The organism is Actinoplanes sp. NPDC023936 (genome assembly GCF_040639325.1).
In the GTDB taxonomy this organism is placed as follows: domain Bacteria; phylum Actinomycetota; class Actinomycetes; order Mycobacteriales; family Micromonosporaceae; genus Actinoplanes.
This window is the reverse complement of the sequence record NZ_JBEZZR010000012.1, coordinates 12,931-35,509: the sequence shown is the minus strand read 5'-3', so window position 1 is coordinate 35,509 and position 22,579 is coordinate 12,931. Positions and strand designations below refer to the sequence as shown.

Sequence of the window (22,579 nt, the reverse complement as noted above, 5' to 3'; positions counted from 1 at the left end):
TTTCGTCATTCTGTGGGGCCTGGGACGTCCGCGAGTTTCCGAGAAGCGCCGCGTTGACCTCTGTTGCCAGCACTGCGGGTGGTAGTCACTGGCGGACGTCACACGCTCCGGGGTGCGGGCGTGGCCGGGTGCCGGACATGTCCGGCACCCGGGATCAGGACTGTGGACGGTCGCGGTCGATGGCGGGGCGGCCCGCGACGGTGCGGCGACGACGGCGCTCGGTGGTGCCGGCCAGCAGTTCGGCGGCTTCCTCGCGGTAGCTCAGCGGTTTGGCCGCCTTCTCCGCTGTCTCGGTTCTCTTGCCTGGTGCATTCTGCTCGGGGGCGCCTGCCTGAACCGGTCTTTGTTCCGCCGCGCTGTTCTGCGTCGGGGTAGCTGTGGGGAGGGTTGCTGCCGGGTGGGCTGGTGCTGGCGAAGCTGCGGCTAGCTGGGCCCCTGCCGGCGGGGCTGCGGGCTGGGTCGCTGACGGCTGGGGTGCGGGCGGCTGGCCCCCTACCGGCGGAGCTGCGGGCGGCTGGGGCGGGGTTGAGGGCGGCTTGGGGCGGGCTTTATTGGCGGATTGGCGTGGTTTGCGTGCCGGGTTCGACGCCTGTGCCTCAGAGGGCTCGCCTTTCGGGAGCGGTGCCGCGAGGGAACCGGTTTCCGGACGTGGCGCCTCAGTGGACGTGGTCTCCGGACGCGGCGCGTCGGCGGCTTTCTCCGAAACTCGGGCGGCCATCGACTCGGCAGCCTTGATCCAGGCGGCCGGAGCACGGCGAACGACGCCCGTTTTGCCGGGTGTGACGGACATCGGCTTTCCGGTGATGCGGCTTTGCGCCCGGGCCAGCGGGTTACTTTTCCGGGCCGCCTTCCCCGTTCCCGATTTTTCCGGCTTTCCCGGCGTTACTGGGGCGTCGGCCTCGATCGGAGTGTCTGTCACGGTTTCGTGTGTCGAGGCGGCCGGTTTCAGGTCTAGGGCCGGCGGCATTCCGGCGGCGTGGGCTTCGGGCGGTTCCGGCGAGTCAACCGGGCGACTCGGGATAGGCAGGATCGGATCCTTCGGGCTCGCCGGGGCAGGCTCCGCCGGAGCGCCTGGGGCGGCCTCTCCCTGAGCAGCCGGGCCGGGATCCGCCGGAGCGGCCGGGGTGGGATCCGTGGGAGCGGCCGGGGTGGGATCCGTGGGAGCGGCCGGGCCGGGGTCCGCCGGAGCGGCCGGGGTGGGATCCGCGGGAGCAGGTGAGGTGGGCTTCGCCGTGGGGGGCCATGTCGGCGGTTTGGCCGCCGGGGTGGCCTGCGTGCGAGCTGCCGGAATCGGAGGGGTGGCGTTGCGGTCACTGACCAAGCGGGTCAGGCCGATCGCGGTCCAGTCGGTGGCGGCCGGGCCGGTGTGCAGCGCGATGCGCGATACCGGGGTTTTCGAGGATGCTTCCGCTGGGGCCGCCTTCTGAGCAGCGACGGGCAGCGGGGACTTCGCCTGGTCGCTCTGGGGCTGGTCACCATGAGGCTGGACGTCCTGGGGCTCGGCGGTCCGGGTCTGGGCGGCGTTCTTGCGCGCTTGCTTCTTGGAACCCTGCCGGCCACCTGCGCCGCCCTGCCGGGGAGCTTCCGCGAGGGTGGCTGGACGCGACTCCTTGAGGCCGGGGGCTTCCGCAGCGGCCGGGCGTGCCTCCGACGCGGCGGGGACTTTCGCCTTCTTGCCGGCCGGCTGGGCCTGGGGAGCCTTCGCCTCGTCGGGCCTGGACTGGCCGGGGAGAGACGCGGGACGGACGGTCTCGGCTGCGGCCGCCTTGCGGGCTGCGGCCTCGCGCAAGCGGGCGGCTGCTCGGGCTTCGGTCTGGCGGGCTCGTTCGGGGGCGGTCGCCGCTACCCACGCGCCCACCGCCGTGGCGTGGAACTCCGGGATGTCGTCGGACGCGGCGGGGCGGCGGTTCGCGCGGCGGGCGGGGATCGTGGCGGGCTGCTGAATACCGGACAGAGCGGGTGTTTCGCCCAGCAGATTGAGCGGTTGGCCGGGTGCCGGGGTTCGCGAACCGGCACCGAGAAGCGCGGTGCCCGTGGAGATGACGCCCGAAGACGCCGTGCTCGGCGAGGTGACGCCGGAGGGAGACGGCGCTGCGGACTCGGCTGCCGAAGTGTCGCCGGGCAATGCGAGCGGCGAACCCAGTGGAGATCCGAACGGCGAACCGAGCGGAGTGCCGGCCAGAGCGCCGGGGGAGGTCCCACCCGGCAGAGCGCCGCCGGGCAGAGCACCCGCCGGCAGGGCGCCGGGCGCCTTCGGGGGCCAGGCGAACTCGGGGAGCGCCGGCGGGCGGGCCGGCCGGGAATCGGCGAGCGTGCGCGGGCGGTGCGCGCCACCCTGCCGGGAGACACCCTGGCGGGAGCCGCCGAGACGGAAATCGCCCGGGCGGGAGCCGCCCGCGCGGGAACCCTCGCCGAACGGCAGCGGCGCCCCGATCGCCTGCATCAGCTCCGGGACCTGGCTGGGCTCGACCACGTAGACGATCTCGCGGCGGCGGCCCGGCCAGACCAGGACCACGACGCTGGCCATCAGGAGCAGGGTGCCGAGCGTGATCAGGCCCCAGGTGCTGGAGTCGAGCCAGCTCGGCCGGACTTCGGCGACGGCGGCGAGGCGGTTCACCGGGGCGCCGCCGGGGCTCATCACGACCAGGCTGTGCGAGCCGGTCAGCGTACCGGGGACGAGGTTGAACGTGCCCTGCCCGGCACGCGTCCAGAACGCCTGCTGCCCGGGGAGCCCGTACGGCGCGCGGGGCCCGGTGACCCGGGTCGAGGTGACCGGGAGCACGCCGGTGCCGATGTCGACGGCGTCGATGCGAGTGTGCGACACCCCCGCCAGATAGTGCTCGACCTCCGCGGACGGCGCGAGGCCGACGAAGGCCGGCCCGTCGGTGGTGGCCAGGGCGAGCCGCAGCTGGGTGTCGCCGATCCGCGTGAACGGGGCGTCGTCGCGCAGCAGCCGGTCGACGTCGGGCACCACCACGGCGTAGCCGGGAGCGGCCACTTTCTGCAGCTCAGCGCTGAAGGCTCCGCCCGGGTCGCGGTGTTGCATGACCGTCCACAGCGCGGCGCCGGCCAGCAGCGCGGGCAGTCCGATGGCCAGTAGGAGCATGCCGAGGATCGTGCGGAACACCCGCATCTCTTCTCCCCCTTCCCAGGCGGTACTGCGCAGACCATACAGACGCAAATAACCTCAAAATGGTCGAATCGTCACGTGATCCCCGATTGATATGCGAACGGCCCGGCACCCTCTCAGGAGTGCCGGGCCGCGGGGACGCTTTCCTACTTGATGTTCGCCGTCATGGTCAGCGTGGACTGGTCGATGTCGCTGGTCCGGGCGGTGAACTTGAACGTCCACTCGCCGGCGGTCGGCAGCGCGATGTCACCGATCGCATGGAAGTCGGTGATCCGCAGCAGCGGGATCTCGATCGGCTCGATCCCCTTGCTGGTCAGCGCCGCCGTCGCCTTCCACTCGACCACGGGCAGCGGCTTGTTGTCCGGCGTGTAGGCGTACAGATGGATCGAATTGTTGCCGACCGCGGCCGGGAAGATGTCGACCTGCAGTGACATCTTCTCCGCGGTGAGCGTCTGGGTCACCGTCGTGCTGGTGGCGCCGGTCTCGGCCGCCTCGGCAGTGCGCGGCGGGGAGATCTGCACCAGCGCCGCGGTGATCGCCAGCACGACCGCGGTGATGGCCAGCTCGATCGAGACGATCCGGCGCAGCGGGCCGGGCGCCTCCTCGGCGCTGCGGTCCCGGACCAGCTTGCGGGAGTACGCGGCCACCCCGATCACGATCGCCGCCAGGCCGATCTTGGCGAGGATGAGCCGGCCGTAGGTGCTGTTGATCAGCCCGTCCAGCGACGCCACCTCGATCAGCGCCTGCACCACGCCGGCGAAGATCAGCGCACCGACCGCGGCGGACGCCCAGCGCGACCAGATCGGCAGGATCGCGCCGAGCTCACGCCCGTTCGCCTTCGGCAGCAGGAACCCGAAGAGCATCACCAGACCGCCGAGCCAGACCGCCATGGCCGCCAGGTGAATCGCGTCGATCACCACCGAGACGCCGGCCACCGGGGAGGCGGTCGGATGCCCGGTCAGCGGCCAGGTGGCGAGCGCCGCCACGCCCAGCACGCCGAGCAGCGCCAGATCCAGCTTCGACTCGCCGCCTCCGCCGCCGCGCGGACCGCCGAGCAGCGGCCGGAGCAGGAACGCGGCCGCGATCACCACGCCGAGCCGGACCAGCATCACCGCGCCGAACGTGCTGCCGAGGACGTCGCGCAGGTCACCGACCCGGACGTCGAAGAGCCCGACCCCCAGTGTGTACGGCGCCTGCAGGTACAACCCGAGCAGCGTGCTGCCGGTGACCAGGCCGATGCCGGTCCAGATCAGCCGGCCCGGCCCGCTGCGGTCGAGGCGCTGCGGCCAGAGCAGTGCCAGCACGAGCACCGGGCCGACCAGGAGCACCAGACCGACGTACCCCAGGTATTTGCCCACCGGGATGAGTGCGCGGACCACCGGATCGACCCGCACCTGGTCTTCCGCCGCCGCCGGCGGCGTCGACGCCGCGCCCACCGAATAGGTGATGGTTCCGGCCACCGGGTGGCTGTCCGCTGAGATCACCCGATAACTGACCAGGTACGTCCCCCGGCCGCCGCCCGACCGCAGCGGGATCGTCACCTGTCCCCCGCTGACCGACGGGTCGCCCTGATCCGCCTGGGAGCCGTCCGGCGCGATCACCCGGATCTTGCCGGGGATCAGTTGCACCGACTCGCTGAACGTGAGCGTGACCCGGTTCGGCGCGTCCGGAACGATCGTGCCCATGCCCGGGTCGCTGCCGACCAGCGCCGCGTGCGCGCTCGCCGGCGCGGCGGACAGCAACGTCCCGAAGAATCCGAGCAGTAAACCGGCCAGCACAGCCAGCACCCGGCGTCGGTCAGTCAAGATGCACTCCGTTTCCGGTGGGGGAAGCCCTTGCATGGTTCCAGATGCCGGGCGGGACCGCCGATTCGCGTACCATTCGCCTCGTGACGGCTGGTGAGCAGGAGACGGACGAGACCACCGCGCTGGCCCTTGCCGCCCGTGACGGCGACCGCTCGGCGCAGGCCGCGTTCGTGCGTGCCACCCAGGCCGAGGTGTGGCGTTTCACCGCCGCCCTGATCGACCCGGGCACCGCCGACGACCTCACTCAGGAAACGTACCTGCGGGCGTTCCGGGCGCTCGACACGTTCGCCGGGCGGTCCAGCGTGCGCACCTGGCTGCTCGGCATCGCCCGCCGGACCTGCGCCGACCATCTGCGCTCGGTGGTGCGCCGCCGCCGGCTCGACGCCCGGCTCGCCGCACAGGCCGTCACCGAGCTCCCCTCCCCCGATCCGGCACACCGGCTGAGCAGCGCGGACCTGCTGAGCCGGCTGAGCGACGAGCGGCGGACCGCGTTCGTGCTGACCCAGGTGCTCGGCCTGTCGTACGCGGAGGCCGCCGAGGTGGAAGCGGTGCCGGTCGGGACGATCCGGTCGCGGGTGGCCCGCGCCCGTGATGAGCTGATCACAGCCGTTTCCCAGGCTCAGGCCAGCTGATTCCGGGTCTTCCGGCCCTGCGTGTGACGCCTGTCCCGGAGTAGACATGATCGGGAACTGGGCCGGAACACCGAGCGTCTAACGGGGCGTGACCATGGAAAGAACCTGGCCGTGGATCTCCACGGCGGCTCGGCTCGCCCTGGCCGCGGTCTGGCTGGTCGCCGGGGCGCTCAAGGTCGGTGATCTCGGTGCCTCGGCGCGCGCGGTCAACGCGTACCAATTGATGTCCTACGACACCGCCAAGATCATTGGTTCGGCGCAGCCGTTCCTGGAGATCGCGCTCGGGCTGCTCCTGCTGATCGGTCTCGCGACCCGGCTCACCGCCGGCATCTCCGCGGTTCTGCTGGTGGTCTTCATCGCGGGGATCATCTCGGCCTGGGCGCGCGGTCTGCAGATCGACTGCGGTTGCTTCAGCTCCGGTGGTGAGCTGGCGGCGGGCAAGGACACCGCGTACGGGCTGGACATCCTGCGGGATCTGGCGTTCCTGGCGTTCGCCGGGATCCTGCTGTGGAAGCCCCGGACCAGGTTCTCAGTTGACAGCGTCCTGATGGGGGAACGATGAGCAAGGGACAGCGGGACCGGGCCGGCAAAGCCAGGGAGATCGTCGCGAAGCAGAAGGCCGCCGAGCGCCGCCGCAGGGTGACGCTCTGGACCTCGGTCGGTGTGGTCCTCGTCCTCTTCCTCGCGGGCCTGGTCGGCTACACCGTGATGTCCCAGCAGGACGACGGCAAGCTGGTCACCCCCGCCGCGGCGGTCGACGACGGCACGGCGTTCGCCATCGGCACCGGCCCGGTCGTGGTCGACGTCTACGAGGACTTCATGTGCCCGGCGTGCGCGAGCTTCGAGCAGGCCAGCGGCGCCACCCTGCAGAACCTCGCCGAGGCCGGCAAGATCACGCTGCGGATCCACCCGGTGGCGATCCTGGACCGGTTCTCCAACGGCACCGAGTACTCGACCCGCTCTGCCGGTGCGGCCGCCGCCGCGGCCGAGGCCGGCAAGTTCCTCGAGTTCCACAACGTGCTCTACGACAACCAGCCGGCCGAGAACAGCGACGGCCTGGACGACGCCAAGATGATCGAGCTGGCCAAGTCGGTCGGCCTGACCAGCGAGACTTTCGGCAACGCCGTGAACGAGGGAACCTACAAGGCGTGGGCGACCGAGGTGACCGAGAAATTCTCCGCGCGCGACCTGACCGGAACGCCGACGATCATGGTGGACGGCACGAAGCTGACCGGGCCGGGCGACACCGTCCCGACGACCGAGCTGCTCACCCAGACCATCGAGAAGGCGGCCGGGTGAGGCGTCTCCTCTCCGCGGTCCTGGTGGTCGCCGGCCTGATCCTGGGGCCGGCGACGCCTGCTCTCGCGCACGCCGGCGACACCACCGAGGTGAGCTCGTACCGCAGCCAGGTCACCGGGCTGAGCAGTGCGCCGGACGGCCTGAGCGTGCGGGTCGTCGAGGGCGGCGCACGCCTGGAGCTGAGCAACGAGAGCGGCCGGACGATCGAGGTGCTCGGGTACTCCGGCGAGCCGTACCTCGAGGTGCGCCCGGACGGCACCTACGAGAACGTCAACTCGCCGGCCACCTACGTCAACGAGACGCTCGGTGGCGATACCGCGCTGCCCGCGAACGCCGATCCCACCGCCGCGCCGGTCTGGCGCAAGGCCTCCTCGGACACCACGGTGCGCTGGCACGATCAGCGCGCCCGCTGGGTCGAGGCCGGGCTGCCGCCGCAGGCCGCCGCCGACCCGGACGCCGAGCACCGGCTGCGCGAGTGGACGATCCCGCTGCGCGACCAGGTGCGGGTCTTCGAGATCCAGGGCACCCTCGATTACGAGCCGGCGCCGCCGACCTGGGCCTGGTGGACGGCCGCGGCCCTGCTGGGCCTCGCGGTCACCCTCATCGCCGGCCGGTGGCCGAGGTCGGCCGGGCCGCTTGCGCTTCTCGGTGGTCTCGCCGCCTTGGGGTACGCGTATGCGCGTACCGCCGACGGCGCCGGACTGCCGGGTGTTCTTCTCCTGGCCGGGCTGATCGCTGTCGCGGCGGCCTACCGGCATCCACCGTTCTTCCTGGCCCTGGCCGGTTTCGTGCTCGCCGCGTTCGCCGGTTTCGGCAGCGCCGACGTCTTCTTCGCGCCCGTCCTGCCGGCCGCCGGGCCGGGCTGGCTGGCGCGCGCGGCCGTGGCGGCGGCGATCGGCATCGGCAGCGGGCTCGCGCTCACCGGGGTGCTGCGACTGCGGGCAGCGGCCCCGGCACCCGCCGCGGAACCCGCGGAGGTCTAGACCCCGGTGATGTCGTCGACGTTCACGTTGACGGCGACGACGTTGAGTCCGTAACCGGTCAGCGCCTCGGTCACCTTCCGCTGAACCTCACCGGTCACCTCGGCGACCACCCGGCCGGCCTCGAGGACCAGCACCACGCTGACCGTGACGTTGTTGTTGCTGATCTTCGCGGACACGCCGCGGCTCGCGTCGCCGACCTCGTCCAGGCCGACCTTGTCGAGGACGCTGTTGAAGAACCGGGCCACGTCACCGCCCAGATCCGCGACACCGGGAACCGCCCGGGCCGCCGCGACGGTGATCTTCTCCACCACCTCGCTGGAGACGGTGGTGGTCCCGTTCGTGGCCTCGCTCATGACCTGATCTCCACTCTCGACGTCTGCGCCGGAAGCCTACTGAAGATCCCTTCCCGAGTACATGACACGGTGCGCTGAGCACCATCGAAAGCGCTTTCTATTTTCTGGTCGGCAACCGTTTCCGCCATTGCCGAGCCCATTCTCCACGGATTCCCCACCGACTCTGACCTGCAAAAACATTGACACACTCCGGAATGGAGTTGACGGGTAACGTTCAGTTATCCCCACGGAACAGGGAGGACCGATGGACCATTACGGTGACGAACTCACGCTCCGCCTCTCGGCAGTGAGCGACATCCGGCCTCTCGACGACGATCAGACGCTCACCACGTTCATGCGCGACCTCGTCACCCGCATCGGCATGACGGTGATCGCCGGACCGCTCGTCGCCACCGAGGCTGGCACGCCGGAGAAGGCCGGCAAGTCCGCGGTGGTGATCCTCGCCGAGTCCCACGCCGCCGTGCACACCTATCCCCACCTGCGCGAAGTCCTCGTCAACGTCTTCTCCTGCAAGCCGTTCCGCGAGTCCGACGTGCTCGCCGAGTTCCACCGCCTGGTCGGCGACTTCGAGATCACCGAGCGCTCGCTGTCCCGGCGCGGCGAAGAATGGCCCCGCGACCTGACCGCCGCGCGACAGCTCTGGAGCGGACAGCGAGCGGCCGCCTGACCGGGCACTATCGTCGGTTCCATGACTGAAAACGTGCGTCTGGCCACCGGCGACGCCGCGCCCGACTTCACCCTGCCCACCGACAACGGGGACAGCCTCTCGCTCAAGGACCTGCGTGGGCGCAAGGTCGTGCTGTACGCGTACCCCTCCGCGATGACGCCGGGCTGCACCAAGCAGGCCTGCGACTTCCGCGACTCGCTGGCCTCCCTGCAGGCCGCCGGGTACGAGGTGGTCGGCATCTCGCCCGACAAGCCGGCCAAGCTGGCCACCTTCCGGGAACGCGACGCCATCACTTTCCCCCTGGTCAGCGACGCGGACAAGAGCGTGCTCGCCGCGTACGGCGCGTTCGGCGAGAAGCAGCTCTACGGCAAGACCGTGACCGGCGTGATCCGCTCCACGTTCGTGATCGACGAGAACGGCGCCATCGAGCGCGCCTTCTACAACGTCAAGGCCACCGGCCATGTCGCCAAGCTGCGCCGCGACCTCGGCTTGGACTGATCTTCGGCGCGGTTTCCCAATAGCCGGAAAAGTCCGGCAAAACCTGAAACTCCGGGCCCACCCCGCCGATGGGGAGGGCAATCGCCACCCGCCCACCCGGCCGGCAGGGCAGCCCGGAACTCACGGCGGCCGTCATGCGGTAACCAACCCGCAAGGCGGCCGCCGTGCTTGTGCGCGGCGCGCCGTGCTCGTGCACGGGCCGACATCCTGAGCCGGGTCGAGAGTCGCGAGCTCGGCGTGACCGGACGGGATCGGTGGTTACCGGCGCGGCATGATTCGATCTGAACGATTAGACTCTGCACAACGCTTTGCCTGAGCGGGCAAAACGGGCGGAAGTGGCGAAATGGCATACGCGCGGGTTTTAGGTACCCGTGCCCGAGAGGGCGTGGGGGTTCAAGTCCCCTCTTCCGCACCATTGATCGGTCTATAGATATGCAGGTCAGGCCGGGTCTCGCGACCTGGCCTGATGCGTCATAGGGGCACGTAGGGAAATTGGATTTAGGATTGCCTTTCACGGTGATCGCATCCACATACCCCGGTGGCCTATCCATCGGGCCGCGAACGGGTACCCCGGCGAGTCCAGCACCTCCGCAATCGTGCAAGCGCCCGGTGCAGCGTCAGCCGCCGCCCGGTACTGGGGGGTTCTCCCGTCCCACAGCCGCTGGACTTCCTCCATGGATCTCTTCTTCGTGTTGCGGGCTGGGGTGACGTCAGGGCCGGGGCGAGTCGGCGGGCGGGGCAATCAGGTGGATGGACAGCTCAACGTCGCCGCCGGACGAGACACGGCGAGACCAGCACGTCTCAGCCTTGATCGCGCCGCTGAAGACGTTGACGCAGGGCGTACCGGGCCCGGCTCCGCACCGGGGGCAGCGCTGCGAGAGGTCGTCGGCCGCAGACGCCATGGCGGGGTCGGCGGGCATCAGCGGGCGGGCCTCATGCTGCGCATCGACCCCCACAGCCGATTTCGGTACGCGGTGGCCACCTCGACTTCGGCGTCGACCGTGGCGATCAGTTCCGCCAGCTCGGCCACCGTCGCCGCGAACACCTCCGTCGGGATGCGAGGATGCTCGTAGTCCAGCCGCTCGCATTCCTCGAGGACGCCGTCCGGCCATCCGCAGCGCTCGGCGATGACCCGGCGGTTGCGGTCGGCGAGCGACATCAGCTCGGGGTCGAGGCCGGTCATGCCGGGTCCTCGTCGCAGAATTGCTCGATCGTCGCGTAGACCGCACCCGGCAGCGCTGACTCGATCGCCGTGAGCCCGCCGTTGTCGCGCAGCAGCTCGGCGCGGTAGATGCCGGTCGGGCCGGGCCGGTAGGTGACGACCCAGCCGGGCAGATCGTCCTGGAGCAGGGCGACGGCCGTCGCCGGATCAAGCGGCCAGGAGTGGCGCCGGATCGTGCGCCGGCTCATCGCCGCGCCCAGCGAGGGGCGAACTCACCGAGCGCTACGGCCAGGTCGGCGTCGGGCTCGCCGGGCAGCAGCGTGCCGACGGCCCCGGTACAGATCCACCCGCCGGCCAGCCACCACCGGCGCCGCATCCGATGCCCGTTCTCGCATCGCCTGGTCATTGGCCCTCGACCCCCGGCGCGCCGAGGTAGGCGCTGGCCGGATACTCGCCGAGCGAGCCCTCCCGTGCGACCAAAGCCAGGATCCGCGCACGCTCGGCGGCGGCCGCCGTCTCGGCTGGAATGCGGCGACGGCGTCGCAGCAGCCACCATCGCCGTGCCTCTCGCTCGCTCATCGCCTTGTCCACAGCCGCCTCCACGCGTGCTGGATCACCGGGGGTCCTGGCGGCGACGGTCGCGGGGCGTCCCATGGGGTAGGCGAACCATGACCGTCGCCGACCTGATCGTCGCCCACGGGATCGGCCCAGGTGGAGAGGCTGCTGTCCACGCTCTGTCCATGGACAGCCGGACGCGGTTGGACAGCTCAGTCCGGCAGGCGCGCTTCGATCCGGGCCACCTCACCAGCCAGACCCGCCGAACCCGTCGCGGTCGCGGTGGCCCGCGCCTCGTCCAGGTAGCGGCGGGCCACGTCCGGATTACCGGCATCCAGCTGCGTCTCCGCCAGGGCCAGCTTGTAGACCGCGACGAACTCGGCGTCGGCCACTTCTCGACCGGCAGCCTTCAGCCCGGCCGTCAACGCGTCGGCTGCGGCGCCGACCCGGCCGAGGAGCCGGTACGCAAGGCCGCGCTGCATCTGCAGGTAACCGGGCGTGTAGAAGTAGATCCACGGCGGCGCTTCCTCGGGCCGCTCCCGGGCCGCAGCCATCAGGATCTCGGCGGCATCCAGCAGCGGATCCACCTCGCTGGCCTCGCCGGCCAGGGCATGCCCGCGCGCCTTCTGCTGCAGAGCCATCGCCTGGATCCCGGGGGCGCGGCTCTTCTCCGCCGCCGCCGCCGACATGCCGATGGTCGGGCCCGGCTTCCGGGCCGACCATGCCAGGTGTCCGCGCATCGACAGGGCGGTCGCGATCAACTCCCGACCGGTCGGCAGGGTCGAGGTCCCGTCGACCTCCTCCGCGTATTCGAGCGCCCGCCGGTACCAGTCACGGGCCTGGCCCGGCTGCCCGACGGCGGCGCGGAGCCAGCCGGCGAACTGCGACCACTGACCGGCGAGGTCAACGACGGCCGGCCGCAGATCGCCGCGCGCCTCGTCGGCCAGCTGCTCGACCAGGCGCAGCGGCTCGGCGGTGATGACGAGCAGGCGTTGCGCGCCGAGGGAGTCCTCCAGCCGGCGCATGTGGCCGAGGGTGCCGGCCAGCGCGGTGACGGCGGGCTCGTCGACGGTGCGCGGCGCGGCGGTGATGGCGGCGATCCGGTCGCTGGCGCCATTGAGGCCGGGCACGCGGAGCGCTGCCGCCAGCTGGCCGTCACCGTCAAGGATGGCGTCGAGCGCCTTGGCGTCGTCTTCGGTCGGCAATGGTGGCCGATGGTGTTCCCAGTTGCTGAGTTTGCTGCGGGAGTGGTGGCTTTTCTCGGCGAGCTGGCGCAGCGTGTATCCGCGGCTCTCGCGGAGCGCGCGGAGTTTGTCGCCGAACGTCATGGGGTTCATGGCGTCACGCCCCTGCTTGCAGTCAGGGTGGTTGGCGGCCGGGCTGCAAGACTCCGGCCGCCGATATCGACGGTACGCCACGGCAACCAGCGCGGCACAGGCCCCTGAGCAGGGCTATCGAGGTTCGAGTCCCTCTTCCGCACGAGTCACGACGAGGCTGGGCCTGACGCCCGGGCCTCGTCGCATGTCAGCAAGCGGGCGCTTCCTGGGCGGCCAGGGCGACTGCGGGATCGCTCGCTACGGGATCGGTCACTGCGGCGCCGGTTGCCGGGCCCGTCGTTGCGGACTCCACGAGCGGGGACGCCGACGATGCGCTCGGGGATGCCTTCTTCACGGTGGCTGAGGCGGATGCGGACGGCTTCGTTGATGAGGGTGACGCCTTCGGGGACGCCGACTTCGCCGACCTGGCTGCGGAGACTGATGCTGCCGCGGCTCGGACGGTGGTCTTCTGGACTGTTCCCGGGCTCATCTTGATGCCGGTGAGCGTGCTGCTCCGGCCGTACACGTCGGTGATTTTGATTTTGTAGGGGCCGGGACCGGCGCCGCTGTCGATCAGCCAGTAGTTGAAGTCGGTGCGCTGGGCGGTTCGGAAGCTGCCGCCGGAACTCGACACCTTGACCGAGGACAGCAGGTTGGCGTGGTTGTCGATGCGGGCGGCGAACCAGTACTGCGACGCGCCCTCCTTGATCCGGACGCTGATCGGGCCGGGTACGGACGGGTTCGTGACCAGCTTGTACTTGATCGGAATGATGCCGTCGATCTCGGCGCCGATCTTCTTGAACGCGGTGCGGCTCAGATCGAGGTGGCCGGCCGCGCACTCCGGGCAGGAGTCGAAGACCTTGACCCTGACCTTGCCCTTCGGACCGGTGACGTCGAGGTATGCGCCGCAGGCCGCGCCCTCGGCGTACTGCGACGGGCCGAGCGCCACGTACAGATCGTCGGCGGGCACCTCGAACGAGCAGTTGCCGGAGGTGCCGGCGAGGTCGTAGAAGGTGGCCTTGCCGGATTTCGCGGTGGTGCTCGGCGGGGCGGCGCAGGCGGATCCGCCGGTCTGCAGGACCAGGGCGACGCCGATGATTCCGGCGATCACCGCGGCGCCGCCGGCGGCCAGCCATCGGATCGGGAACGGGCTTCGATGTGCGCTCACCCGGCGATCCTGGTGTGCGCGCGCCGCCCCGGGCAAATCTTCTAAGACTCCCCTAAGACGGGAGGACCTCGAACGGGTCACCTGTCCGAATTAGACCAGCTCGGCCGGCGGGCAGGTCGGGGATCAGGTTGATCGCGAAGAGCAGGCCGCCATCGCGGCGGCGGTGCTTGCCGAGCACGTGCAGCGGCTGCCGCCCGGTCTCCCCGGTCTCCTGATCGATCGTGGTGACCCGGCAGCGGGCGCACGACTTGGCCGCGCGGAACGTCATGTCGCCGATCCGCAGCCGCCGGCCGATCCAGTCGTCCTCGGCCCAGGCGGGCGCACCGGTGACCACCACGTTGGGGCGGAAGCCGTGCATCGGCACCGGCTCGTCGCCACCCTCGGTGAGCCAGTCGTTGACCGCGTCGAGTGATGCCGTGTTGGCCAGCAGCACCGGGTAACCGTCGGCGAAGCTGACCCGGTCGTCCGGCTGCGCGAACCCGGCGATGGCCCGGCTGGTGGGGTCGGCCTGCCAGGTGAGCCGGACGTCGAGGCCGAGGAACGCGCTGGTCCAGTCGGTGTCGGCGATGCGGGCGGGCACCGGGGTCTTGTTCTTGAACACCCGCACGGCGATCTTCTCGCCGTGCTGCGGCTCGTCCAGGTCGAGCTCGCCGAGGCCCGGTGCGCTGAGCGTGAGTCCGCCGGGACGCGGCCGGGCGGCGAGCTGGGTGAGGCGAGGCGTCTCACGCTGAGTGATTCCGACGCCGTCGGCGTCGACGATCATCCACCGGCGGTCGCCGGTCAGACCCCAGGGCTCGACGCCGGCTTCGTCGTGGTCCAGCCGATGACAACCCTTGACCGGGTACGTGTGAAGCGAGGCGATCCGCATGTCCTGCAGCTTGTCACACGCGCTCCTACGCTGACCCTCATGATTGCGCGGATGTGGCGAGGCTGGGTCTCGACCGAGCGGGTCGGTGAATACGTGACCTATATCGAACAGACCGGCCTGACGGCGTACCGGCGGACGCCCGGGAACCGGGGCGCTCAGATGTGGACCCGGGACCTCGGCGACGGGCGATCCGAGGTGACGACGCTGAGCTGGTGGGAGTCGCTGGACGTGGTCCGAGGGTTCGCCGGTGACGACATCGAGCAGGCGGTGTTCTACCCGGAGGACGACGCGTTCCTGATCGACCGGGAGACCACGGTGACCCACCACGAGGTCGTCGCGACCTGAGGCACGGGTCCGTACAGGTGATGGGCCTAGCGCTGTGAAAGTTTTTATGCATAAGCTGCCGACGTGAATGGCGGAGTAGTCAAGCTGTTTCAGGGCGCCCGGCTCACCCCCACCCAGCGGCGGATCGCGCACAGCCTCGTCGAGCACGGCGGCACGGCTGCCTATCTGTCGGCGGCGGAGGTGGCCGAGCTGGCCGGGGTCAGCCAGCCGTCGGTCACCCGGTTCGCGATGGCGCTCGGCTACTCCGGATACCCGGCGCTGCGACGCGAGCTGCGCGCCGTCACCGCGGACGAGCCGGCCGAACCGGCTGGGCAGAACGCCATGCAGCGGGCGGTGCACGCCGAGACCGAGCACCTGCGCCGGCTCGGCGAGCAGCTGGACCGGCTGGAGGACGTCCGGGCCGCCGCCGAGCTGCTGATCGCCAGCCGGCCGTTGCCGGTGCTCGGGCTGCGGGCGGCGGCGCCACTGGCGGCGTACTTCGGATACTTCGCCGCCAAGGCCTTCCCGGACGTGCGGGTGCTCGACGGCGGTGGCACCAGCCTGCTGGACCGGCTCGATCAGGCCCGCGCGGCCGGCGCCGGTGCGATGCTGGCGATCGTGCTTCCACGCTATCCGCGCGAGACAGTGGAAGCAGTCCGCGAGGCCAAAGCGGCCGGCCTCGCGGTGGTGGCGATCACCGACTCGGCGGTCAGCCCGGTCGCCGAGTCGGCCGACGTGGTGCTGCCCGCCGCGGTCGGCACCCAGCTCGTCTTCGACCTGCACACCGGCCCGATGGCGATGGCCATGGTGCTGCTGCAGGCGATGTGCGACGCGGCGCCCGAACCGGTGCAGCGCCGCCTGGAGGAGTTCGAAGCGACAGCCGCACAGCGGCACATCTTTCTGGCGTGACGGTAGGAGACGACAATGACCGAGATTCGTTCGCCGCGCGGTACGTCGTACACCGCTCAGGGGTGGCCGCAGGAGGCCGCCAAGCGCATGCTGATGAACAACCTGGACCCGGACGTGGCCGAGAGGCCGCAGGATCTGGTGGTCTACGGCGGCACCGGCCGGGCCGCCCGCGACTGGCCGTCGTTCCACGCGATCGTGCGGGAGCTGGACGTGCTCAAGGGTGACGAGACGCTGCTGGTGCAGTCCGGCAAGCCGGTCGGTGTGCTGCGCACCCACGAGTGGGCGCCGCGGGTGCTCATCGCGAACTCGAACCTGGTCGGCGACTGGGCGACCTGGCCGGAGTTCCGCCGCCTGGAGCAGCTCGGCCTGACCATGTACGGGCAGATGACGGCCGGTTCATGGATCTACATCGGGACCCAGGGCATCCTGCAGGGCACCTACGAGACGTTCGCGGCGGTGGCGGCCAAGAAGTTCGGCGGCGACCTGGCCGGCACGCTCACGCTGACCGGCGGCTGCGGCGGCATGGGCGGCGCGCAGCCGCTCGCGGTCACCATGAACGGCGGCGTCTGCCTGATCGTCGACGTGGACCGCACCCGGCTGCAGCGCCGGGTCGACACCCGGTACCTGGACGTCATCGCCGACGACCTGGACCAGGCGATCGCGCTGGCGCTGGAGGCCAAGGCCGCGCGGACCGCGAAGTCGATCGGCGTCGTCGGCAACGCGGCAGTCGTCTTCCCCGAGCTGCTCACCCGCGGCGTCGAGATCGACATCGTCACCGACCAGACCAGCGCGCACGACCCGCTGAGCTACCTGCCGGTCGGCGTGGAGCCGGCGGACGCCGCCGAACTGGCGCGGACCAAGCCGGAGGAGTTCACCGACCGGTCGCGGGCCAGCATGGCGAAGCAGGTCGCCGCGATGGTCGGGTTCATGGACGCGGGTGCCGAGGTGTTCGACTACGGCAACTCGATCCGCGGCGAGGCGCAACTGGCCGGGTACGACCGGGCGTTCGCGTTCCCCGGGTTCGTGCCGGCGTACATCCGGCCGCTCTTCGCCGAGGGCAAGGGCCCGTTCCGCTGGGCGGCGCTCTCCGGCGACCCGGCCGACATCGCCGCCACCGACCGGGCCGTGCTCGACCTCTTCCCGGAGAACGAGCCGCTCGCACGCTGGATCAAGATGGCCGGCGAGCGGGTGGCGTTCCAGGGATTGCCGGCCCGGATCTGCTGGCTGGGTTACGGCGAGCGCGACAAGGCCGGTGTCCGCTTCAACGACATGGTGGCCCGGGGCGAGGTGTCCGCGCCGATCGTGATCGGCCGGGACCACCTCGACTCGGGGTCGGTCGCCTCGCCGTACCGGGAGACCGAGGCGATGCTCGACGGCTCCGACGCGATCGCCGACTGGCCGCTGCTGAACGCCCTGGTCAACACGGCGAGCGGCGCCAGCTGGGTCTCCATCCACCACGGCGGCGGTGTCGGCATCGGCCGCAGCATCCACGCCGGTCAGGTCTGCGTGGCGGACGGCACCGCGCTCGCCGGTCAGAAGATCGAGCGGGTGCTCACCAACGACCCGGCGACGGGCGTGCTGCGGCACGTGGACGCGGGTTACCACTCGGACTCGGCCGGTGGCGTGCAGATTCCGATGACCCGATGAGCACGTTCCGGGAACTCTGGGACGAGATCGCGCCGGTCGGGCGGGCGGACAGCGGCGGTTACCTGCGGTACGCGCTGACCGAACCCGAGCTGACGCTGCGCGACTGGTTCCGCACGCAGGCCGCGCGAAGGGACATGCTGGTCACCGACGACGGCAACGGAAATCTGTTCGCATGGCGGGGCGAACCGTGGGCCCCGGGTACGGTGCTGACCGGCTCGCATTTCGACTCGGTTCCCCATGGCGGCGGCTATGACGGCCCGCTCGGGATCGTCAGCGCGTTCCTCGCTCTCGACCTTGTCGAAAAGGGCGGCCGGTCCCGCGACATCGCCATCGCGGCCTTCTGCGAGGAGGAGGGCGGGCGATTCGGCGTACCCTGCCTGGGTTCTCGTCTGCTGACCGGCGCCATCGCGCCGCAGCAGGCCGGCGCCCTGAAAGATCGCGACGGGATCTCCTTCGCGGAAGCCCTGGGCAAGGTTCCGGACGGCGCCCAGGTTGCCAAGATCGCAGGCTTGAAGGCCTTCGTGGAGCTGCACGTCGAGCAGGGACGGGCGCTGGAGACGCCGGTCGGGGTGGCGAGCGCGATCTGGCCGCACGGGCGCTGGCGGATGGACTTCGCGGGCGTCGGCGACCACGCCGGCACCACCCGGATGGCCGACCGGCACGATCCGATGCTGACCTTCGCGTTCGCCGTGCTCGCCGCGAACAAGGAGGCGCGTCTCGCCGGAGCGCACGCCACTGTCGGCCGGGTGCAGGTCGAGCCGAACGCCACCAACGCGATCCCGTCGCTGGTCCGCGGCTGGCTGGACGCCCGCGCGGCCGACACCGGCACCCTCGACCGGCTGGTCGACGGCGTGGTCCGGAAGGTCACCGAGCGGGCCGGGCGGGACGGCACGTCGCTGACCGTGACACCGGAGTCGGTGACGGGCGAGGTGTCGTTCGACGAGGCGCTGGCGAAGCAGCTCGCCGCCGGATTGGGAAACGCGCCGATCCTGCCGACCGGCGCCGGGCATGACGCCGGCGTGCTGTCCGCGCACGTGCCGACCGCGATGCTGTTCGTGCGCAATCCGACCGGGGTGTCGCACGCGCCGGCCGAGCACGCGACCGACGAGGACTGCGAGGCGGGGATCGAGGCGCTGGCGACGGTGCTGGAGGAGTTGTCGTGAGCACCTATCACGCTTCGCACGCCTGGGTCGGCGGGCGGGTGCAGCACAACGTCCGGATCGACATCGCTGGTGACCGCATCACCGGTGTCACGGTGAATGCGGACCGAAGCGGTGAAGCGCTGCACGGGCTGGTGCTTCCGGGCTTCGCCAACTCCCACTCGCACGCGTTCCACCGGGCGCTGCGCGGCCGCACCCACGGCGACCGGGGCAGCTTCTGGACCTGGCGTGAGCTGATGTACCAGGTCGCCGGCCGGCTCGACCCGGACAGTTACTTCACCCTCGCCACCGCGGTCTACGGCGAGATGGCGCTCGCCGGGATCACCAGCGTCGGCGAGTTCCACTACCTGCACCACGGGCCGGACGGCGTCCCCTACGCCGACCCGAACGCGATGGGCCACGCGCTCATCGCCGCCGCCCGCGAGGCCGGCATCCGGATCACCCTGCTCGACGCGGTCTATCTGACCGCCTCGGTGGAGGGCAAGCCCCTGGAAGGCGTGCAGCGGCGATTCGGCGACGGCGGCTACGACGGCTGGTTCCACAGGTTCGAGCAGTTGCGCGGCGGTGACGGCGTGCGGATCGGCGCGGCGCTGCACTCGGTACGGGCCGCGCCGGCGGACGGGATGGCGACGTTCGCGCAGCGTACCGACGGTCTGCCGGTGCACGTGCACCTCTCCGAGCAGCCGGCCGAGAACGAAGCCTGCCAGGCCGTGCACGGCTGCTCCCCGGCCGAACTGCTCGACGCGATGGGCGTCTGGCGGCCGACGACCACCGCGGTGCACGCCACCCACCTCAGCGCCGCCGACATCGAGATCCTCGGCGACGAGCAGTACGTCTGCTTCTGCCCCACCACCGAACGGGACCTGGCCGACGGCATCGGCCCGGCGCGGGCCCTCGCCGACGCGGGCGCGATCCTCACCCTCGGCAGCGACAGCCACGCGGTGATCGACATCTTCGAGGAGGCGCGCGGCGTCGAACTCGACGAGCGGCTCGCCACCCGGCAGCGCGGGCACTTCACCGCCGCCGAGCTGCTGACCGCGGCCACCAGCGCCGGACACGCGTCGCTGGGCTGGGCCGACGCCGGTGAGATCGCCGCCGGGAAACGGGCCGACCTGGTCGCGGTCTCGCTGGACAGCGTCCGGACCGCCGGCACCGACCCGGCCGGGCTGATCTTCGCGGCGACCGCCGCGGACGTCACCGACGTGATCGTGGACGGACGCCGGATCGTCGCCGAGGGCCGGCACCGGTCGATCGACGTGCCAGCCGCCCTCCGCGACGCGATAGCGGGAGTGTTCTCATGAGCCTCGCGGTCACCGGCATCGGTGAGCTCGTCACCAACGATCCGCACCTCGGCATCGTGCACGACGCGGCGGTCGTGGTGGAGGGCGACCGGATCGCCTGGATCGGCCCGTCCTCGCAGGCGCCCGCGGCCGACTCCCGCCTCGACGCGGACGGCGCCGCGGTGCTTCCCGGCTTCGTCGACAGCCACGCTCACCTGATCTTCGCGGGCGACCGGGCGGCCGAGTTCGGGGCCCGGATGGCCGGGGAGGCGTACACCGGCGGCGGTATTCGGACGACCGTCGCCGCCACCCGCGCGGCGTCCGACGACGATCTGCGCCGCAACGCGCGGCGCCTGGTCGGCGAGGCGCTGCGGCAGGGGACGACCACGATTGAGATCAAGTCCGGGTACGGGCTGAGCGTCACCGAAGAAGCACGTTCCCTACGCCTCGCCGCCGAGATAGTGGAAGAGACCACGTTCCTCGGGGCACACGTGGTGCCGGCCGAATACGCGGGACGGGCCGACGACTATGTGGACCTGGTCCGCTCGGAGATGCTGGAGGCCGCCACCCCGTACGCGAAGTGGGTCGACGTCTTCTGCGAACGCGGCGCGTTCGACGCTGATCAGGCCCGCGCGATCCTGACCGCCGGCGCGAAGCGCGGCCTGGGTCTGCGGCTGCACGCCAACCAGCTCGGCCCCGGCCCGGGCGTGCGCCTCGCGGTCGAGCTCGGCGCCGCCAGCGCCGACCACTGCACGCACCTGGACGACGCCGACATCGCGGCCCTGGCCGGGTCGGACACCGTCGCCACGCTGCTGCCCGGCGCCGAGTTCTCCACCCGCTCGCCCTACCCGGACGCCCGGCGGCTGCTGGACGCCGGTGTCACCGTCGCCCTCGCCACCGACTGCAACCCGGGCTCGTCGTACACGTCCTCGATGCCGTTCTGCATCGCCCTGGCCGTGCGGGAGATGCGGATGACCCCGGCCGAAGCCGTCTTCGCGGCGACCGCCGGTGGCGCCGCTGCCCTGCGCCGCGACGACCTCGGCATCGTCCGGACCGGCGCCCGCGCCGACCTGATCGTGCTCGACGCGCCCTCACATCTGCACCTGGCCTACCGGCCCGGTGTTCCCCTGATCCGCACCATTCTGCACAACGGAGTGCCGCAGTGATCGTCACCGTTCAGCCTGCCGGGGTCACCCCCGCCGATGTCCTCGCCGTCGCCCGTGGCGACGCCCACGTCGAGATCTCGCCCGCCGCCCGGGAAGCGATGGCCACCAGCCGTGCCATCGTCGACGGCATCGAGGCGTCCGGACGCCCGGTCTACGGCGTCTCCACCGGGTTCGGCGCGCTCGCCAGCACCTCGATCGCCCCGGAACGCCGTGCCGAGCTCCAGCACGCGCTGATCCGCTCGCACGCCGCCGGCATCGGGGCGCCGATGCCGCGCGAGGTGGTCCGGGCGATGATGCTGCTACGGGTCCGGTCGCTCGCGATGGGCCGCTCCGGGGTCCGGCCGCTGCTCGCCCAGGGCCTCGTCGACCTGCTCAACCACGGCATCACCCCGTGGGTGCCGGAACACGGCTCGCTCGGCGCCTCCGGCGATCTCGCGCCGCTGGCGCACTGCGCGATCGTGCTGCTCGGCGAGGGCTGGGTGCTCGGCAAGGACGGCTCCCGGATCGCCGCCGCCGAGGCGCTGCGCACCGCCGGCCTGCGCCCGCTGGACCTGGCCGCCAAGGAGGGCCTCGCGCTGATCAACGGCACCGACGGCATGCTCGGCATGCTGCTGCTGGCGATCTCCGACGCCCGGCATCTGTTCGCGATGGCCGACGTCACCACGGCCCTGGCGATCGAGGCGATGCTCGGCTCCGAACGGCCCTTCCTGCCCGAGCTGCACAGCATCCGCCCGCACCCCGGCCAGGCCGCCTCGGCCGCGAACATCCACCGGCTGCTGCAGGACTCCGCGATCATGGACTCGCACCGGGACGACCTGGCGCACGCGGTGCAGGACGCGTACTCGATGCGGTGCGCGCCGCAGGTGGCGGGCGCGGCCCGGGACACGCTCGACTTCGTTGAGCTGGTCAGCTCGCGCGAGCTGATGTCCGTCGTGGACAACCCCGTGGTGCTGCCGGACGGCCGGGTCGAGTCCACCGGCAACTTCCACGGCGCGCCGCTCGGCTTCGCCGCCGACTACCTGGCCATCGCCGCCGCCGAGGTGGGCGCGATCGCCGAGCGCCGGGTGGACCGGCTGCTCGACGTGACCCGCTCCCGCGACCTGCCGCCGTTCCTCTCCCCCGACGCCGGGGTCAACTCCGGTCTGATGATCGCGCAGTACACGGCGGCCGGCATCGTCGCGGAGAACCGGCGGCTCGCCGCACCCGCCTCGGTCGACTCGCTGCCGACCAGCGGCATGCAGGAGGACCACGTCTCGATGGGGTGGGCGGCCACGAAGAAGCTCCGGACCGTCCTGGACAACCTGACCAGCCTGCTCGCCGTCGAGCTGCTGTCGGCGGTGCGCGGGTTGCAGCTGCGGGCGCCGCTGACCCCGTCACCGGCGGGCCGGGCCGCGGTGGCCGCGGTCGAGCCGTTCGCCGGCGGCCCGGGACCGGACGTCTTCCTGGCGCCGGTGCTGGAGCAGGCCCGGCAGGTGATCGCCGGCCCGTCCCTGCGAGCCGCGATCGAGGCAGCGACCGGCCCGCTCGGCTGATCTTTCGATCTGCGACGGGTTGATCTTTCGATCTGCGACGGGTTGATCTTTCGATCTGCGACGGCGTGGGGTTGCGGGACGGCGGGGACACGTACCCGAGCGGGAGCGTGACCGGGACGCCTGGC

23 protein-coding genes and 1 tRNA gene are annotated in these 22,579 nt (G+C 71.4%); 14 read left to right on the top strand and 10 right to left on the bottom strand.

All coding sequences use genetic code 11. From position 1 onward, the window contains the following. Positions 1-154: 154 nt before the first annotated feature. Together AB0F72_RS17900 and AB0F72_RS17895 are read right to left on the bottom strand one after the other, a co-directional pair. On the bottom strand, positions 155-3,133 hold the full coding sequence (locus AB0F72_RS17900; RefSeq protein ID WP_360431944.1) for a hypothetical protein: 2,979 nt from the start codon (positions 3,131-3,133) through the stop codon (positions 155-157). A gap of 143 nt (positions 3,134-3,276) precedes the next feature. Then, positions 3,277-4,971: a copper resistance protein CopC gene (locus tag AB0F72_RS17895; protein WP_360431941.1), complete on the bottom strand. Its 1,695-nt coding sequence runs from the start codon at positions 4,969-4,971 to the stop codon at positions 3,277-3,279. A gap of 47 nt (positions 4,972-5,018) precedes the next feature. On the opposite strand from AB0F72_RS17895, the gene AB0F72_RS17890 reads away from it, so the two are divergent. The 4 genes from AB0F72_RS17890 to AB0F72_RS17875 all read left to right on the top strand — a co-directional run bounded on the left by AB0F72_RS17890 (position 5,019) and on the right by AB0F72_RS17875 (position 7,849). After that, positions 5,019-5,567 carry a sigma-70 family RNA polymerase sigma factor gene (locus AB0F72_RS17890; protein WP_360431938.1) on the top strand — a complete coding sequence of 183 codons (549 nt, stop codon included), beginning with the start codon at positions 5,019-5,021 and terminating at the stop codon, positions 5,565-5,567. Positions 5,568-5,661: 94 nt separating this feature from the next. Continuing rightward, the gene (locus tag AB0F72_RS17885; protein ID WP_360431935.1) at positions 5,662-6,129 is read left to right on the top strand and encodes a MauE/DoxX family redox-associated membrane protein; all 468 of its coding nucleotides are present in this window, start codon (positions 5,662-5,664) and stop codon (positions 6,127-6,129) included. Next, the gene (locus AB0F72_RS17880; RefSeq protein ID WP_360431932.1) at positions 6,126-6,866 is read left to right on the top strand and encodes a thioredoxin domain-containing protein; all 741 of its coding nucleotides are present in this window, start codon (positions 6,126-6,128) and stop codon (positions 6,864-6,866) included. Before AB0F72_RS17885 ends, AB0F72_RS17880 begins: the two co-directional genes overlap by 4 nt. Next, positions 6,863-7,849: a hypothetical protein gene (locus tag AB0F72_RS17875; RefSeq protein ID WP_360431929.1), complete on the top strand. Its 987-nt coding sequence runs from the start codon at positions 6,863-6,865 to the stop codon at positions 7,847-7,849. Before AB0F72_RS17880 ends, AB0F72_RS17875 begins: the two co-directional genes overlap by 4 nt. On the opposite strand, the gene AB0F72_RS17870 is transcribed toward AB0F72_RS17875, so the two are convergent. Beyond that, positions 7,846-8,202 (bottom strand): Asp23/Gls24 family envelope stress response protein, encoded by a 357-nt coding sequence (locus tag AB0F72_RS17870; protein ID WP_360431926.1) that lies wholly within the window; start codon positions 8,200-8,202, stop codon positions 7,846-7,848. The two genes, AB0F72_RS17875 and AB0F72_RS17870, sit on opposite strands and share 4 nt — an antisense overlap. Positions 8,203-8,446: 244 nt before the next feature. Between AB0F72_RS17870 and AB0F72_RS17865 the strand changes: the two genes are divergently transcribed. The 3 genes from AB0F72_RS17865 to AB0F72_RS17855 all read left to right on the top strand — a co-directional run bounded on the left by AB0F72_RS17865 (position 8,447) and on the right by AB0F72_RS17855 (position 9,782). After that, positions 8,447-8,869, top strand: a complete 423-nt coding sequence (locus AB0F72_RS17865; protein ID WP_360431923.1) for an S-adenosylmethionine decarboxylase — start codon at positions 8,447-8,449, stop codon at positions 8,867-8,869. 21 nt (positions 8,870-8,890) lie between these two features. Continuing rightward, complete coding sequence (gene bcp / locus AB0F72_RS17860) at positions 8,891-9,367, top strand: thioredoxin-dependent thiol peroxidase (RefSeq protein ID WP_360431921.1); 477 nt, start codon at positions 8,891-8,893, stop codon at positions 9,365-9,367. A 329-nt stretch (positions 9,368-9,696) separates the two neighbouring features. Beyond that, positions 9,697-9,782: transfer RNA gene (locus AB0F72_RS17855), tRNA-Leu, on the top strand. A 504-nt stretch (positions 9,783-10,286) separates the two neighbouring features. On the opposite strand, the gene AB0F72_RS17850 is transcribed toward AB0F72_RS17855, so the two are convergent. From AB0F72_RS17850 to AB0F72_RS17820, 7 genes are all read right to left on the bottom strand, one after another. Then, a complete protein-coding gene (locus AB0F72_RS17850; protein ID WP_360431918.1) occupies positions 10,287-10,550 on the bottom strand; it encodes a hypothetical protein in 264 nt (87 codons plus the stop codon). Continuing rightward, a complete protein-coding gene (locus AB0F72_RS17845) occupies positions 10,547-10,777 on the bottom strand; it encodes a hypothetical protein (RefSeq protein ID WP_360431915.1) in 231 nt (76 codons plus the stop codon). The genes AB0F72_RS17850 and AB0F72_RS17845 overlap by 4 nt, the downstream gene beginning before the upstream one ends. Then, positions 10,774-10,935 carry a hypothetical protein gene (locus tag AB0F72_RS17840; RefSeq protein ID WP_360431912.1) on the bottom strand — a complete coding sequence of 54 codons (162 nt, stop codon included), beginning with the start codon at positions 10,933-10,935 and terminating at the stop codon, positions 10,774-10,776. Before AB0F72_RS17840 ends, AB0F72_RS17845 begins: the two co-directional genes overlap by 4 nt. Then, positions 10,932-11,120, bottom strand: coding sequence for a hypothetical protein (locus AB0F72_RS17835; RefSeq protein ID WP_360431909.1), 189 nt, complete (start codon positions 11,118-11,120; stop codon positions 10,932-10,934). The genes AB0F72_RS17840 and AB0F72_RS17835 overlap by 4 nt, the downstream gene beginning before the upstream one ends. A gap of 176 nt (positions 11,121-11,296) precedes the next feature. Further along, positions 11,297-12,421, bottom strand: coding sequence for a helix-turn-helix transcriptional regulator (locus AB0F72_RS17830; RefSeq protein WP_360431906.1), 1,125 nt, complete (start codon positions 12,419-12,421; stop codon positions 11,297-11,299). A gap of 187 nt (positions 12,422-12,608) precedes the next feature. After that, a complete protein-coding gene (locus AB0F72_RS17825; RefSeq protein ID WP_360431903.1) occupies positions 12,609-13,568 on the bottom strand; it encodes an expansin EXLX1 family cellulose-binding protein in 960 nt (319 codons plus the stop codon). Between the two features lie 52 nt (positions 13,569-13,620). Continuing rightward, a complete protein-coding gene (locus AB0F72_RS17820; RefSeq protein WP_360431901.1) occupies positions 13,621-14,436 on the bottom strand; it encodes an MOSC N-terminal beta barrel domain-containing protein in 816 nt (271 codons plus the stop codon). A gap of 39 nt (positions 14,437-14,475) precedes the next feature. Between AB0F72_RS17820 and AB0F72_RS17815 the strand changes: the two genes are divergently transcribed. From AB0F72_RS17815 to hutH, 7 genes are all read left to right on the top strand, one after another. Continuing rightward, entirely contained in the window at positions 14,476-14,781 is a 306-nt protein-coding gene (locus tag AB0F72_RS17815; RefSeq protein WP_360431898.1) for a hypothetical protein, read from the top strand. A 63-nt stretch (positions 14,782-14,844) separates the two neighbouring features. Further along, positions 14,845-15,669 carry a MurR/RpiR family transcriptional regulator gene (locus AB0F72_RS17810; RefSeq protein ID WP_360431895.1) on the top strand — a complete coding sequence of 275 codons (825 nt, stop codon included), beginning with the start codon at positions 14,845-14,847 and terminating at the stop codon, positions 15,667-15,669. Between the two features lie 15 nt (positions 15,670-15,684). After that, positions 15,685-17,316 carry a urocanate hydratase gene (gene hutU / locus AB0F72_RS17805; RefSeq protein WP_360431892.1) on the top strand — a complete coding sequence of 544 codons (1,632 nt, stop codon included), beginning with the start codon at positions 15,685-15,687 and terminating at the stop codon, positions 17,314-17,316. Beyond that, positions 17,313-18,479, top strand: a complete 1,167-nt coding sequence (locus tag AB0F72_RS17800) for an allantoate amidohydrolase (protein ID WP_360431889.1) — start codon at positions 17,313-17,315, stop codon at positions 18,477-18,479. Before hutU ends, AB0F72_RS17800 begins: the two co-directional genes overlap by 4 nt. Then, positions 18,476-19,777 carry a formimidoylglutamate deiminase gene (locus AB0F72_RS17795; RefSeq protein WP_360431886.1) on the top strand — a complete coding sequence of 434 codons (1,302 nt, stop codon included), beginning with the start codon at positions 18,476-18,478 and terminating at the stop codon, positions 19,775-19,777. The genes AB0F72_RS17800 and AB0F72_RS17795 overlap by 4 nt, the downstream gene beginning before the upstream one ends. After that, the gene (gene hutI / locus AB0F72_RS17790; RefSeq protein WP_360431883.1) at positions 19,774-20,922 is read left to right on the top strand and encodes an imidazolonepropionase; all 1,149 of its coding nucleotides are present in this window, start codon (positions 19,774-19,776) and stop codon (positions 20,920-20,922) included. Before AB0F72_RS17795 ends, hutI begins: the two co-directional genes overlap by 4 nt. Continuing rightward, complete coding sequence (gene hutH, locus AB0F72_RS17785; protein ID WP_360431880.1) at positions 20,919-22,454, top strand: histidine ammonia-lyase; 1,536 nt, start codon at positions 20,919-20,921, stop codon at positions 22,452-22,454. The genes hutI and hutH overlap by 4 nt, the downstream gene beginning before the upstream one ends. The last annotated feature ends 125 nt before the right edge of the window (positions 22,455-22,579 follow it).